The sequence below is a fragment of the Pseudacidovorax sp. DMC4 genome, from assembly GCF_056314265.1.
Genome location: NZ_JBQUYR010000008.1, coordinates 70,520 through 82,967 on the forward strand (window position 1 = coordinate 70,520; position 12,448 = coordinate 82,967).

Here is a 12,448-nt window from a genome sequence, read left to right on the forward strand (position 1 = left end):
CAATGGCGGAATGCTTCGTTCATGCCGGACGGCCGTCGACGCACAGTGCGCCTCCCAGGCTCCTCCAGGCCGCATTCCCGACGATTCGCGCCATGTCCTTTCCCCTCCGTCCCCGCCGCCTTGCGGCGCTCTCGCTCCTCGGCCTCGCGGCCTTCGCGACGCACGCGGCCGAACTGGCCGTGGGCTTCATGCCCGGCCCCTACCGCGACGCCTTCACCAAGGGCATTGCGCCCCAGCTCGAAAAGAAGGGCTACCAGATCCGCTACGTCGAGTTCAGCCAGGGCGTGCAGCCCAACGACGCGGTGCAGCGCGGCCAGATCGACGCCAACATCTTCCAGCACACCCTCTACCTGCAGGCCACCAACAAGAGCCAGGGCTTCGACCTGGTGCCGGTGGTGCATGTGCCGACCCCGCCCATGGGGCTGTATTCGCAGAAGCACAGGAAGCTGACCGATGTGCCCGACGGCGCGACCGTCACGCTGCCGGCCGATCCGGTCAATGCGGCGCGCGCGCTCAACATCCTGGCGGCGCTCGGCTGGGTGCAGCTCAAGCCGGGCGTGGACCCGATCAGCGTCTCCGAGCGCGACGTCGTCGCCAATCCCAAGCGGCTCAAGCTGGTGCCGCTGGACGCCGCGCAGGCGCCGCGCTCGCTGGCCGATGCCGACCTGGCGGCCGTGCAGGGCAACTTCGCCGTCGCCTCGGGGTTGAAGCTCACCGAGGCGCTCAAGCTCGAAGACATGACGCTGCCCTACGTGAACGTGGTCGCCGTGAAGCGCGGCAACGAGAACGCGGCCTTCGCCCGCGACATCGCCGAGGCCTACCGCTCGGTCGAGTTCCAGCGCTTCTTCCGCGCCAACCCGGTGTGGGCCGGCTACCGGCTGCCCGACTACTTCACCGCGGCCCAATGACCGCCCGCACCGAAGACGAAGCCCCGACCCGTTCGTCGAGCGCCAGCGCCCAGGCAGTGACCATGAGCACGCAAGCCTTCTTCGACGGGCCCACCGCCGACACCTGGCAGGCCCGCGCCCATGGGTTGCGACAGGCGCTGCAGGCGGACGCGCCCATGCGCGACCGGGCCGGCGGCCGGCCCGTGGCCGCGCAGGCACTGCTCAAGGGCAGCGGCCTGCTGCCGGCCCTGGTGCCCGTGCATCAGGGCGGCGGGGGCGCCGCGGTGTCCAGCCTGCTGCGCGCCGTGCGCGAGCTGGCCCGCACCGATGCCTCGGTCGCCTTGCTGTTGGGCCATCACATCGCGGCCGTGCTGGGCCTGGCGGTGCACGGCAGTGCACAGGCCCAGTCCCTGCTGAACGCCACGGCCCGGCAGCGCTGGCTGTGGACGCATCCGCTGGACACCGACCTGCCCACGCTGGGCGCCCGGCGCATCGGCGCGGGCTGGCTGCTCGACGGCCAGTTGCATGCCACGGCCGGCCTGCATGCCGCCGATCGCCTGCTGCTGAGCTGGCCCGACGTGCGCGGATCGCGCGTGACGGCCAGCCTGCGGCTGGACCATCCCGGCGTTGGCGAAGCCCTGCTGGACGATGGCTTCGGCCTGCGCCAGGCCGGCGGCGGCACGCTGCCCCTGTCGGCCGTGCAGTTGGGCGAGCCCGAACTGCTCGGCCCCGCGGTCCGTCCCACCTCGCCGCGCGCCGACCTGCCGGCCCTGCTGCAGCAGGCCGCCCAGCTGGAGGTCTTCATCGGCAGCGCCTGGGGTGCGCTGGACGAAGGCCGCGCCTACACCCTCACCGCCTCGCGGCCCTGGATCCATTCCGGCGTCGAGCGCCACGAGGACGATCCGTGGATCCAGCGCCGCTACGGCGAACTCGCGCTGCGCGTGCAGGCCGCCACCGAGCTGGCCGAGCGCGCAGCCCGGGACTTCGACCTGGCCCGGGCGGCCGGGGACGACCTGAATGCCGCCGCCCGCGATGCGCTGGCCGTGCAGATCGCCACCGCCCACCTGGAAGCCGCCGAGGCGGCCGACGCCGCCGGCAGCGGCATCTTCGAGCTGATGGGCGCACGCTCGGCCACGGTAGCCAATGGCTACGACCGCTTCTGGCGCGACACGCGCACGCTGCGCCTGCCTCAGCGCACCGACGCACGCCAGCGCGCCCTGGGCCGCTGGCTGCTGGGGGGCGCCGTGCCCCTGTCCACGCCGGCCACGCCCACGGCCGTCTTCGCGGCCCCATCGCCATGAGCGCCCGCCGCACAGCCCACGCCGGAGGTCTTCCCTTGAGCGCCGTCATCCTGCCCCACCCCACCTTGCAAGAACAGGCACCGCCCGCGCTCTTCGAGCCCGAAAGCGCCAACCCGTACATCACGCGCGCCGCCGCGCTGCGCCCGCTGTTCGCCCGCGATGCGGCCGAGCGCGACCGCGCCGGCGGCCGGCCCTCGGCGCAGATCGCCCTGCTGCGGCAGGAAGGCCTGCTGGCCCTACTCCTGCCCACGGCCGTCGGTGGCGAGGCGCAGCCCTGGTCGACGGCCCTGCGCATCACACGCCTGCTGTCGCAGGTGGACAGCTCCGTCGGCCACCTCTACGGCTACCACTACGTCAGCCTGCTCGGCCTGGGGCTGCGCCAGGTGCCGGCCCAGGTCGAGCCGCTGTGGCGCCGCTCCGCGCAGGCCCAATGGTTCTGGGGCAACACGGCCAACAGCTTCTCCAAGAGCCTGTTCGGCCGGCGCGAGGGCGATCACTTCGTGCTCGACGGCTTCCGGCCCTTCACCTCGGGCTCGCACGTGGCCGACTGGCTCTCCATCGCCTGGGAAGATCCGGCCACCGGCGAGCGCCGCGCCGCCGCCATCGAGGCTGGCCGCGCGGGCGTGGTGATCGAGGACGACTGGGACGGCATCGGCCAGCGGCAGACCGGCAGCGGCCGGGTCAGCTTCCATGGCGTGCGCGTGCATGCCGACGAAGTGCTGGGCCCGCCCGCGCCGCTGGACCCGACCCGCGCGCCGGCCGAGCCCTGGCGCACCGTCACGCCGCTGCTGCAGCAGAGCGTGCTGCTCAACGTCTTCGTCGGCAGCGCGCAGGGTGCGCTGCGCACCGCGCGCGACACGCTGCTGGACGCGCCCGCGTCGCGCCGGCTGCAGCACGACCCCGGCGTGCAGCGCCTGCTGGGCGAACTCTGGAGCCGCACCCGCGCCGCCGCCGCGCTGGCCGACCGCGCCCTGCGCGCCCTGGACGCCGCCGCCGCGCGCGGCGTGCATCTCACGGTCGAAGAGCGCGGCGAAGCCGCCGTCGCCATCGCCGCGGCCAACGTGCTGGCCGGCGAGGTCGCGCTGCAGACCGCGGCCGGCCTGCTCGAAGCGCTCGGGCCCCTGGCCGCCGACCGCGGCGCCGGCTTCGACCGCTTCTGGCGCAACGTGCGCATCCACACCCTGCACAACCCGGCCGAATACAAGGTCCGCAACGTCGGCCGCCACTTTCTTTCGGGCCAGCCGCCCGCCCCTGGAACCTTCCAATGACCGCCCCACGTCCCCGTCAGCTGCACCTCAACATCAACGCCCTGCATTCGGGCTTCGTGCCCTCGGCCTGGCGCCTGCCCGAAAGCGCGCCCGACGCCTTCATCGACGTGCACCACTACGTGCGCCTCGCGCGCATCGCCGAGGCCGGCAAGCTCGACGCGATCTTCCTGGCCGACAACGCCGCCATCGTCGACCAGATCGACTTCCGCCCCATCACCGCGCTGGAGCCCACGGTGCTGCTCACCGCCGTGGCCGCGGCCACCACGCACCTGGGCGTGATCGGCACCGCATCGACCAGCTACAACGAGCCCTACAACATCGCGCGGCGCTTCGCCTCGCTCGATCTGGTGAGCGGCGGGCGCGCGGGCTGGAACGTGGTGACCACCGCCGACCTGCCCTCGGCCCGCAACTTCGGCCTGGAGGCCGTGCCCGACCATGCCCAGCGGTACCGCCGCGCCGACGAGTTCACCCAGCTGGTGAAGGACCTGTGGGACAGCTGGGAGGACGATGCCTTCATCGGCGACAAGGCCGCGGGCCGCTTCGTGGACCTGGCCAAGGTGCATCCGGTGCGGCACCGCGGCGAGTTCTTCTCGGTGCAGGGCCCGCTCAACCTGCCGCGCTCGCCGCAGGGCCGGCCGGTGCTGGTGCAGGCCGGTGCCTCGGCCGACGGCCGCGAGCTGGCCGCGCGCCATGCCGAGGCCGTGTTCAGCGCCTCGCAGTCCTTCGAGGAATCGCTGGACTACGCCCGCGGCCTGAAGCAGCGGGCCGAAGCCCTGGGCCGCGGCCCCGACGCAGTCAAGGTGCTGGCCGGCCTGACCACCATCATCGGCAGCACCGAGGCCGAGGCCCGCCGCCGGCGCGACCAGCTGGTGGACCTGATCCCGTGGAACTACAGCCTGACCCGCCTGGCGGGGACGCTGGGCGTGCCGGTGGACCGGCTGAAGCTGGACGAGCGCCTGCCCGAGGATCTGGCCCTGCCGGGCGGCGGCAATGGCAACCACACCTTCTTCCATGCCACCCTGGCGCATGCGCGCCGCGGCCAGTTCACGGTGCGGCAGCTGATCCGCGAGCTGGCCGGCGGCGGCGGCCACCGCGTCATCGTCGGCACGCCCGAGCAGATCGCCGACGACATCGAGCACTGGTTCAGGGCCGGCGCGGCCGATGGCTTCAACCTGATGCCCGACCAGCTGCCGGGCGGACTGCAGGACTTCGTGGACGGCGTGGTGCCGATCCTGCAGCGCCGGGGCATCTTCCGCACCGCCTACGAGGGCCGCACGCTGCGCGAGCACCTGGGTCTGCCGCGGCCAGCCGGGCGTGAGGCGACGCGTCGGGCAGCCTGAGCGCTGTGGCAAGCACCCCGCTCGGCGCTGAGCCCTCCGGGCGCCCCGGCCGTGCACCCTTTCACCCCGAGGCCGGCTGGCCCTGCTCCTGCGCCGCCGCCTCCAGCATCCAGTCGCGCAGCGCGGAAACCGCGGCGTCGCCTTCGCGTTCGATGTTGAGCACCAGGGTGTAGTCGGGCGCACGCCAGGTGGTGGTGCGCAGCGGGCACACCAACCGGCCGGCCGCCAGATCGCGCTGGATCAGCGGCAGGGAGACCAATGCCACGCCCAGGCCTTCCACCGCGGCAGCCTGCTGCAGGAACACATGCTCGAACTCCATCTGGCGCTGCGGCAGAAGCCGGGGAACGCCGGCCTGGCGCAGCCACTGCGTCCAGGCGCCCCGGGTGCTCGCGGAATGCAGAAGGGTGTGCTGGCGAAGATCCTCCACGTGGCCGATGGGACGGTCGCTCAGCAGCGCCGGACTGCAGGCCGGCAGCCGCTCGTCCGCCATGAGCCTGAGCGAGACGAGGCCGGCGCCCTGCTCAGGCCCAGACCGCACGCCGATGTCGAAGGCATCGCCCACGTAGCGCAGCTTGCGAGAGGTGGTCGACACCAGCACGTCGACCTCCGGAAAGCGCCGGTGAAAGTCGGGCAGTCGCGGCAGCAGCCAACTCAACGCGAAGCTGACCAGCACATTGACCTTGACGGTTCCCGACACGCGCGCGGCGGGCCTGCGCTCGCGCAGCCGGGCCGAGCCCGCGGCCAGCCGGTCGAAAGCGGCGCCGACATCGGCGAACAGAGCCGCGCCCTCGGCGGTCAACTGCACACCGCGCGCGCGGCGCTCGAACAAGGGCTTGCCGAACCACTGCTCCAGCAGGCGGATCTGCTTGCCGACCGCCCAATGGGTCACGTTCAGCGCCACCGCCGCGGCCGCAAAGCTTCCGTGCGTGGCCACCGCTTCAAAGCTGCGCAATGCGTTGAGGGGCGGCACTTGGCCACGGCCCGGTGCGCGCTCGGCAGGCTCAACGGAAGAGGGACTTTTTCTCCCCATAGGCGCGAGATTATGTCTGTGGTGAGGCAGACCACGCGGACTTAGCATCGAGCCCATGACGACACATCGCCTCCTCCCTGCCGACGTGGCCGAAGGACGGCGAACCCTGTCGCAGCCGAAGCGCGTGCTCTGGGCGTCGTGCGTCGCCCATGCGCTGCACGACGGCTACACCGACCTGATCTATGTGCTGCTGCCGCTCTGGCAGACCGAGTTCGGTCTGAGCTACGGCGCCCTGGCTGTTCTGCGTGCGGTCTATGGCGGCACCATGGCCAGTCTGCAGCTTTCGGCAGGTCGGCTGTCGCAATGGATCGGACGGCGCGCCACGCTCGCGCTGGGGACGCTGCTGGCCGCCCTGGGCTACGCGGTCGCCGGCCTGTCGGGCAGCCTGCTCGGCCTGTGCGTGGCACTGGCGATCTCGGGCGTCGGTTCGAGCACGCAGCACCCCCTGGCTTCGGCCGCCGTCTCCCAGGCGTACGGTGGGCGCGCCCGCGGTCCGCTGGGCATCTACAACTTCGCCGGCGATCTGGGCAAGGCTGCCCTGCCGGCCGCCATGTCCTTCCTGCTGGTCTGGATGCCGTGGCGCCATGCGCTGTGGACGGTGGCCGGGGCAGGCCTCGTGGCCGCCGTCGCCATTGCACTTCTTCTCCCGTCCCAGGCACGGCCTGCGCCGGCCGGGCATGCGCAGGAGCACGGCCGCGGCCTTCCGGCATCGAACACGGGCTTCCGGCTTCTGCTGTCCATCGGCGTGCTCGACACCGCCGTGCGCATGGGCATGCTGACCTTCCTGCCCTTCCTGCTGCAGAGGAAGGGCATCTCGCCAGCCATGCTGGGCACCGCCCTGGCACTCGTGTTCATCGGCGGCGCAGCGGGCAAGTTCCTCTGCGGCTGGCTCGGCGAGCGTCTGGGCCTGACCGGCACCGTGCTCGTCACCGAAGGCGGAACCGCGGCGTGCATCGTGGCCGTGATGCTGTGCCCGCTGTGGCCAGCCCTGGTCCTGCTGCCCTTGCTGGGGCTGATGCTCAACGGCACCTCGTCGGTGCTCTACGGCAGCGTGCCGGACATGGTCGCGCCGGATCGGACCGAGCGCGCCTTCGCGGTGTTCTACACCGGCACCATCGCCTCGGGTGCCGTGTCGCCCATCGCGTACGGCCTGCTGGGCGACCATGTGGGCGTCGTTGCGGCGACCTTCGCCACCGCGCTGACGGCCCTGGCGATCATTCCCCTGGCCTGGGTACAGCGCTCGCACATGCACCCTCCTGCACAAGCGCAGGTCTAGCGGCCCGGCGCGCGAGGGCTGCCTGTGTCGGCACGCCCCTGGCCCCTCCACGTCCGTGCGGGCGGAACGCCGGCCTCACCCCACCAGCGGCGCCGGCACGGCGGCCAGCAGGCTGCGCGTGTACGCATGCGACGGATGCGCCAGCACCGCGTCCACCGGCCCCTGCTCCACCACGCGGCCCTGGTCCAGCACCACGACGCGGTCGGCCACATGCCGCACCAGGTTGATGTCGTGCGAGATGAACAGCAGCGCCGTGCCCAGGCGCGACTGCAGCTCGCCGATGAGGTCGATCACCTGGGCCTGGATGCTGACGTCGAGCGCGGAGACCGGCTCGTCGCAGACGATGAGCTGCGGCTCGGCCGCCAGCGCGCGGGCGATGGCCAGGCGCTGGCGCTGGCCGCCGGAGAGCGTGCGCGGCAGGCGGTCCAGCAGGTCGGCCGCCAGGCCCACCTGGGCCAGCAGCCCACGCACGCGGGCATCCCGCACTTCGCCGCGTAGCCCGGGCAGGTTCTGCGCCACCACGTCGCGCACCCGGTAGCGCGGATCGAAGCTGCTGAGGGGATCCTGCGGGATGTACTGCAGCTTCGGCCGCAAGGCGCGCCGTGACGGCTCGGGCAGGGCCGACCAGGGCTGGCCCAGCAGTTGCACGGCGCCCGCGTCGGGCTCATCCAGCCCGAGCACGATGCGCGCACAGGTGGACTTGCCCGAGCCCGAGGCACCGACCAGCCCCAGCACCTCGCCCGCCCTCACCTCGAAGGACACGTCCGCCAGCGCAACGAAGGGCGCCTGTGCGCGCAGGCCGCGCCGCCGGTAGCGCTTGCCGATGCCCTGCACGCGCAGCACCGGTTCGCCGGACGGCGGTTGCCGGGGCGGCAATGGCTCGCGCTCGATGTGCACGCGCGCCTGGTCCTGCGCTTCTTCGCGAACGAAGCGGGCCGAGGCCAGCCGGCTGCCGCGCGACGACGCCGAGGGAACGGCGGCGATCAGTTGCCGCGTGTAGGCCTCGCGCGGCCAGGCCAGCACCTCGCGGGTGGGGCCCGACTCCACCACGCGACCGGCCCGCATCACGATCACCCGGTCGGCGATGCCGGCCACCGCCGACAGGTCATGGCTGATCAGCAGCAACCCCGCCCCGCTCGCACGCACGCGCTCGGCCAGCAGGCCGATCACCTGCTGCTGCAGCGCGGCGTCCAGTGCGGTGGTGGGCTCGTCGGCAATGATCAGGCGCGGCCCGGCGGCGATGGCGGCCGCGATCAGCGCGCGCTGGCGCAGCCCGCCGGAGAGCTCGTGCGCATGCTGGCGCAGGCGCTGTTCGGGTGCCGGCATGCCGACCTGCGCCAGCGTGTCGATCACCCGGCGGCGCACGGCCGTGCGGCCGCGCAGCAGGCGGTGCTGGGTCAGCACCTCGCCCACCTCGGCGCCGATGGGCCGCAGCGGGTCGAGCGAGACCAGCGCGTCCTGCATCACCAGCCCGGCGAAGGTGCCGCGCAGGCGGCGCCAGTCGGCTGCGGCGAAGGCGCGCGTGTCGGCGCCGTCGATCAGGAAGCGCTCGGCCTGCACCTGCGCGCCCGGGCCGGCCAGATCGATCAGTGCGCGGGCGGTGACGCTCTTGCCCGAACCGGATTCGCCCACCAGGGCCACGCATTCGGCAGCCTCGATGCGCAGGTCCAGCCTCTCGACCACGGTGCGCAGGCCGCCCGCGGCGGGAAAGCGCACCTGCAGGCCGCGCACGTCCACCAGCGGTGTCGCCGCCTGTGCTTCAACGCTCATGACGACCGCCCCTCGAAGCGCCGCTGCAGCGCCTGCCCCAGCACGGTGAAGGCCACCACGGTGAGCGTGATCGCCACGCCGGGGAACACGCCGGGCCACCAGGCCACGCGCAGCACGTCGCGGCTCTCGGCCAGCATCACGCCCCATTCGGGCGTGGGCGGCTGTGGTCCCAGGCCAAGGAAGCTCAACCCCGAAGCCGCCAGGATGGCTGTACCGACGTGCACCGTGGCCGTCACGGGCACCGCCACCAGCACATTGGGCAGCAGATGGCCCAGGAACACCTGCCAGCGGCTGCGGCCGTAGATGACGGCCTGGGTCACATAGTCGGCGCGAAGCACGAGCTGCGTCTGCGCCCGCACCACGCGGCCGAACTTGGGAATGCCGGCGATGCCCACGGCGATGGCGATGTTGGCCAGGCCCGGCCCCAGGAAGACCACCACCAGCATCGCCAGCAGCACGCCGGGAAAGGAGGAGATGACGTCGAACACGCGGGACAGCCCCTCGTTGGCCAAGCGATGGCGCTGGCCCGCCAGCAGGCCCAGCAGCACGCCCACGCCCACGGCCAGCGCGGTGCTGCCCAGGCCGATGGCCAGGGAGTAGCGGGCCCCATGGACGGTGCGCGCCAGCACGTCGCGGCCCAGCCGGTCGGTGCCAAAGGGATGCTCGGCCGAAGGCGGCTGCAGCACAGCCAGGAAGTCGCCCTCCAACGGATCGTGCGGCGTGAGCCAGCGCGGCGCCAGTGCCGCCACCGCCAGAAGCATCAGGAACGCGGCCGACAGCAGCACGGCCACGGCCGTGGCAGAGGGACGGCGCAGCCGCCCGACGACACGCCGCGGCGCGTCCACACGGGCACGGGGCAGAAGAAGATCGGGAAGCGCACTCATGAGGAAGACGCCAGACGGGGATCGATGAGCAGGGCCAGCAGATCCAGCAGCGTGGAGGCCACCACATGGACGAAGGCCGCCAGCAGCACCACGGCCAGCACCACCGGCACGTCGTGGCTGAGCACCGCGTTGAGGGTGACGGTGCCCAGGCCCGGCCGGCCGAACACCTTCTCGGTGATCACGGCGCCGCCCAGCAGACCGCCGATGATCCAGCCGCCCAGCGTGAGCAGCGGCAGCGCGGCATGCCGCAGCACATGACGAAGACGCACGGCCGCCTCGCCCAGGCCGCGGGCCCGCACGGTGACGACGAAGGGCTGCTCCAGGGCCTTGTCCATGGCCTCGCGCAGCACCTGGGCCAGCAGGCCGGCCGTGGGCAGCGCCAGGGCCAGCGCCGGCAGCACCAGCGAGCGCCAGCCGTCCGCGCCCGACACCGGGAACCACGGCAGCGTGAACGAGAAGCCGATCAGCAGCAGGATGCCCAGCCAGAACACCGGCGTCGAGGCAAAGGCCAGCTCCAGCGTGCCGGCCACGCGGCGGCCGCGGCGCCCCGGCCCGGCCGTCAGGCTGCCCACCAGCACGGCCAGCACCAGCGCGATCAGCCCGGCCGCCAGCGCCAGCTCGACGGTCGGGCCGACCTGCGAGGCCACCAGCCCGGCCACCGGCTGCCGCAGCGCGTACGAGCTGCCGAAGTCGCCCTGCGCGATGCGACCGAGGAAGGCCAGGTACTGCGCGCCCAGGCTGCGGTCCAGGCCCCATTCGGTCGCGATGGCCTCGCGCAGGCCCGGGTAGTCCAGGTCGCCCGCCAGGATGTCCTGCACCTCGCCCGGCAGGGCATGCAGCGCAATGAAGGCCGCGGTGGTGCTGCCCCAGGCCACCAGCAGGCCGGTGGCCAAACGGGAGAAGACGATGCGCCACATGGGGGTCAGCCGCTCAGGGCGCCGCGGCCAGCCACACGTCGTGGAAGTTCGACGGCGAGTCGAGCTGCGTCTCGAACGAGAGCCCGCGCACCGTGCTCTTGGCGGCAAGCTGGTAGTTGGCCGCGAACAGCGGCACGATGATGGCTTCGTCCACCGCATGGCGCTGGGCCTCGTCCACCAGCTTCTTCTTCTGCGCCGGGTCGGTGGAGGCCAGCGCATCGTTGATGTAGCCGAACAGCACCTTGTCGCCCTTGTCGGCCACGGCGCGGATGAAGCCGCCGTCGCCGATGTTGCCCTGCAGCTCCTGCGCCGCATCGGCCGGCAGGTAGGTGTTGGGATAGATGGTCCAGGTGCCCTTCTGCAGCTGCTGGGCCCATTCGCCCGCGGTGATGAAGCGCAGGCGCAGGTCCAGCCCCACGTTCTTGCGCAGCTGCGCCTGCAGGCCCTGGATCAGCACCTCGCGGTTGTCGCGCACGAAGGGTTGCGGATAGCCGACCTCGATGGCCAGGCGCTGCCCCTCCTTGTTGGTGCGGAAGCCCTCGGCATCGCGGCCCGTCCAGCCGGCCTCGTCCAGGGCGCGGTTGGCGGCCTTGGCATCGAAGCGCCAGCGGCCCTCCAGCGTCTTGTTGTAGAAGTAGTTGTCCGGCCCGATGTTGGACCAGGCGCGGCGGTAGGTGCCGCGGTAGACGCTCTTGACCAGCGCGTCGATGTCGGCGCCGTCGCGCAGCGCACGGCGCACCCGCACGTCGGTGGCCGGCGCGATGGTGTAGTTGATGTTGAGCGTGAAGGCCGTCTGCGCGCCGGCCGGCCCGACCAGGAACTGGAAGCCCGGCTGGTCCTTGAACAGGCCGATGTCGGTGGGCTGAACGCCCTCGATCACGTCCACCTGGCCCGACTTGAGGGCGCCCGCGCGCACCGCGTATTCGGGCAGGAAGCGCACCGTCACCTTGTCGAGGTAGGCGGGCCCCTGGTGGGTCGCATAGCCCGGCGCCCAGTCGTAGCGCGGGTTGCGCACGAAGGTGGCCGACTGGCCGCGCGTGTAGTTCTCGAACACGAAGGGCCCGCTGCCGGCCAGGGCCGGACCGCCGCCGCACAGCCCGTCGCCCGAGCGCAGCGACTTGGGCGAGATCAGGCCCAGCCGCACGCTGGCGATGGACTCCAGCAGGCTCGAATCGGGCCGCGACAGCTTGAGCTGGACCTCGGTGGGCGAAATCACCTGCACCTCGTCCACCGCCCGCAGCAGCTCGCCCGAGCCGTTGGTGTTGCGCGTGTCGCGCACGAAGTCCAGGTTGAACTTCACGGCCTCGGCATCGAGCGGCGTGCCGTCGTGGAACACGATGCCCGGCTTGAGCTTGAAGCGGTAGGTGCGCCCATCGGCCGAGACCGACCATTCGCGCGCCAGCCAGGGCAGGAACTTGCCGCCCTGCCCCTTGGCGACGAGCGAGTCGATGTAGTTGCGGATCAGGATGTAGGAGTTCTGCTGCGACGAGCGGTGCGGGTTGAAGCAGATGGGGTCGGTGGTCACGCCGAAGGCGATCTCGCCGCCGCTGCGCGGCGCCTGGGCGAAGGCGCCTGCGGCGGCCACCAGAATCGCTGCGCCTGTGCCGGCCCGCAGGACCGACACGCCAGGACGCCGATGAACGAGAGGAGGAAAGAAGGGCATGGAGACCTGCGACCGTAAGACAGGATAGGGAATGCGCAGCCACGACGGGCTGCATCGAAAGGCCGCGATTGTTTGAAGCGAGGCCGGCTCGGCCAACGAAGGCTTTCGCAGA

General features: G+C 72.3%; 10 protein-coding genes. 5 read left to right on the forward strand and 5 right to left on the reverse strand.

Features of this window, described 5'->3' with window-relative positions:
* The first annotated feature begins 92 nt into the window (after nucleotides 1–92).
* The 4 genes from ACT54X_RS16060 to ACT54X_RS16075 are packed head-to-tail and all read left to right on the forward strand — an operon-like array spanning nucleotide 93 to nucleotide 4,796.
* Nucleotides 93–908: a MetQ/NlpA family ABC transporter substrate-binding protein gene (locus ACT54X_RS16060; protein ID WP_476347465.1), complete on the forward strand. Its 816-nt coding sequence runs from the start codon at nucleotides 93–95 to the stop codon at nucleotides 906–908.
* A complete protein-coding gene (locus tag ACT54X_RS16065; protein WP_476347466.1) occupies nucleotides 905–2,188 on the forward strand; it encodes an acyl-CoA dehydrogenase family protein in 1,284 nt (427 codons plus the stop codon). The genes ACT54X_RS16060 and ACT54X_RS16065 overlap by 4 nt, the downstream gene beginning before the upstream one ends.
* Before the next feature lie 35 nt (nucleotides 2,189–2,223).
* Entirely contained in the window at nucleotides 2,224–3,456 is a 1,233-nt protein-coding gene (locus tag ACT54X_RS16070) for an acyl-CoA dehydrogenase family protein (protein ID WP_476347467.1), read from the forward strand.
* On the forward strand, nucleotides 3,453–4,796 hold the full coding sequence (locus ACT54X_RS16075; RefSeq protein ID WP_476347468.1) for an LLM class flavin-dependent oxidoreductase: 1,344 nt from the start codon (nucleotides 3,453–3,455) through the stop codon (nucleotides 4,794–4,796). The genes ACT54X_RS16070 and ACT54X_RS16075 overlap by 4 nt, the downstream gene beginning before the upstream one ends.
* A gap of 61 nt (nucleotides 4,797–4,857) precedes the next feature.
* Here ACT54X_RS16075 and ACT54X_RS16080 read toward each other — a convergent pair whose 3' ends face one another.
* Complete coding sequence (locus ACT54X_RS16080) at nucleotides 4,858–5,826, reverse strand: LysR substrate-binding domain-containing protein (RefSeq protein ID WP_476347469.1); 969 nt, start codon at nucleotides 5,824–5,826, stop codon at nucleotides 4,858–4,860.
* A gap of 55 nt (nucleotides 5,827–5,881) precedes the next feature.
* Here ACT54X_RS16080 and ACT54X_RS16085 point away from each other — a divergent pair, with 55 nt between their 5' ends.
* Entirely contained in the window at nucleotides 5,882–7,102 is a 1,221-nt protein-coding gene (locus tag ACT54X_RS16085; RefSeq protein WP_476347470.1) for an MFS transporter, read from the forward strand.
* A 75-nt stretch (nucleotides 7,103–7,177) separates the two neighbouring features.
* Here ACT54X_RS16085 and nikE read toward each other — a convergent pair whose 3' ends face one another.
* The 4 genes from nikE to ACT54X_RS16105 are packed head-to-tail and all read right to left on the reverse strand — an operon-like array spanning nucleotide 7,178 to nucleotide 12,258.
* Nucleotides 7,178–8,872, reverse strand: coding sequence for a nickel ABC transporter ATP-binding protein NikE (gene nikE / locus ACT54X_RS16090; protein ID WP_476347471.1), 1,695 nt, complete (start codon nucleotides 8,870–8,872; stop codon nucleotides 7,178–7,180).
* Nucleotides 8,869–9,756, reverse strand: a complete 888-nt coding sequence (locus tag ACT54X_RS16095) for an ABC transporter permease (protein WP_476347472.1) — start codon at nucleotides 9,754–9,756, stop codon at nucleotides 8,869–8,871. Before ACT54X_RS16095 ends, nikE begins: the two co-directional genes overlap by 4 nt.
* Nucleotides 9,753–10,673 carry an ABC transporter permease gene (locus ACT54X_RS16100; RefSeq protein WP_476347473.1) on the reverse strand — a complete coding sequence of 307 codons (921 nt, stop codon included), beginning with the start codon at nucleotides 10,671–10,673 and terminating at the stop codon, nucleotides 9,753–9,755. Before ACT54X_RS16100 ends, ACT54X_RS16095 begins: the two co-directional genes overlap by 4 nt.
* Before the next feature lie 13 nt (nucleotides 10,674–10,686).
* The gene (locus ACT54X_RS16105) at nucleotides 10,687–12,258 is read right to left on the reverse strand and encodes an ABC transporter substrate-binding protein (protein WP_476347474.1); all 1,572 of its coding nucleotides are present in this window, start codon (nucleotides 12,256–12,258) and stop codon (nucleotides 10,687–10,689) included.
* Between the last annotated feature and the right edge of the window lie 190 nt (nucleotides 12,259–12,448).

Bases quoted from the DNA above. Each gene is read 5' to 3' on its own strand.
- ACT54X_RS16060 (WP_476347465.1), top strand. From the start codon at position 93: ATGTCCTTTCCCCTCCGTCCCCGCCGCCTTGCGGCGCTCTCGCTCCTC.
- ACT54X_RS16065 (WP_476347466.1), top strand. From the start codon at position 905: ATGACCGCCCGCACCGAAGACGAAGCCCCGACCCGTTCGTCGAGCGCC.
- ACT54X_RS16075 (WP_476347468.1), top strand. From the start codon at position 3,453: ATGACCGCCCCACGTCCCCGTCAGCTGCACCTCAACATCAACGCCCTG.
- ACT54X_RS16080 (WP_476347469.1), bottom strand. From the start codon at position 5,826: ATGGGGAGAAAAAGTCCCTCTTCCGTTGAGCCTGCCGAGCGCGCACCG.
- ACT54X_RS16085 (WP_476347470.1), top strand. From the start codon at position 5,882: ATGACGACACATCGCCTCCTCCCTGCCGACGTGGCCGAAGGACGGCGA.
- nikE (WP_476347471.1), bottom strand. From the start codon at position 8,872: ATGAGCGTTGAAGCACAGGCGGCGACACCGCTGGTGGACGTGCGCGGC.
- ACT54X_RS16095 (WP_476347472.1), bottom strand. From the start codon at position 9,756: ATGAGTGCGCTTCCCGATCTTCTTCTGCCCCGTGCCCGTGTGGACGCG.
- ACT54X_RS16100 (WP_476347473.1), bottom strand. From the start codon at position 10,673: ATGTGGCGCATCGTCTTCTCCCGTTTGGCCACCGGCCTGCTGGTGGCC.